This window comes from Rhodococcus sp. 14C212 (assembly GCF_011058195.1).
Classification (GTDB): domain Bacteria; phylum Actinomycetota; class Actinomycetes; order Mycobacteriales; family Mycobacteriaceae; genus Rhodococcus; species Rhodococcus aetherivorans.
This window is the reverse complement of sequence record NZ_JAALEH010000221.1, coordinates 1-868: the sequence shown is the minus strand read 5'-3', so window position 1 is coordinate 868 and position 868 is coordinate 1. Positions and strand designations below refer to the sequence as shown.

Sequence of the window (868 nt, the reverse complement as noted above, 5' to 3'; positions counted from 1 at the left end):
AGAGCGTGTCTCTTATGGGTTAGATCGTGTGTGCGGCATGATGACGGTCGTGGTCGATGCGTTGTCTTCCCGGTTGGTGCCGGATGCGTTGTGGGAGATCGTCGAACCGTTGCTGCCCGGATTCCGGGCGCGGCCCCAGGGTGGTGGGCGGGCAGCGCTGGACGATCGGGCGGTGTTCACTGCCATCGTCTATGTGCTCACCAGCGGTTGCGCGTGGCGGCACCTGCCACCGTCGTTCGGGGTCAGCGTCCCGACCGCGCACCGCCGCTTCGCCGCGTGGGCCCGGGCCGGGGTGTTCGACGAGCTGCACCGCCAGGTCCTCGACCGGCTCGGCGCCGGCGGGGACCTGGACTGGTCCGCGGCGATCCTGGACGCAGCGCACGTCCGGGCAAAAAGGGGGGCTCTCTGACCGGTCCCAGTCCGGTCGATCGCGGCAAGAACGGCTCGAAGATCCACATCCTCTCCGATGCCGACGGCATCCCGCTCGTGACCGCGGTGACCTCGGCGAACACCCACGACAGCCTCATGCTGCAGCCGATGGTGACCGCGATCCCGGCGGTGCGCTCGCGCCGTGGTCCGCGTCGCCGGCGACCCGGCCGGTTGCGGGCGGACAAGGGCTACGACTACCCCGTCCACCGCCGGTGGCTGCGCGCCCGACGTATCGTCCCACGCATCGCGCGCCGCGGCGTCGAGAGCAGCGAACGCCTCGGCCGGTACCGGTGGAAGATCGAACGCACCCTGGCGTGGCTGACCGGCTACCGCCGGCTGACGATCCGCTACGAACGTCACGGCGAGCACTTCGCCGGTTTCCTCCAACTCGCCGCCGCGCTGACCTGCTGGAAGAAGCTCCCCAAATGAGACATCCCCT

Annotated in this window: 1 protein-coding gene; it reads left to right on the top strand. The window is 69.7% G+C overall.

Features of this window, described 5'->3' with window-relative positions; genetic code table 11:
• Positions 1-40 precede the first annotated feature (40 nt).
• Positions 41-858 (top strand): IS5 family transposase gene (locus G6038_RS30790; RefSeq protein WP_206025899.1). Its coding sequence is split into 2 segments (ribosomal slippage): positions 41-397 and positions 400-858, totalling 816 coding nucleotides; the frame shifts between segments, so codons are not numbered across the junction.
• Positions 859-868: the final 10 nt, after the last annotated feature.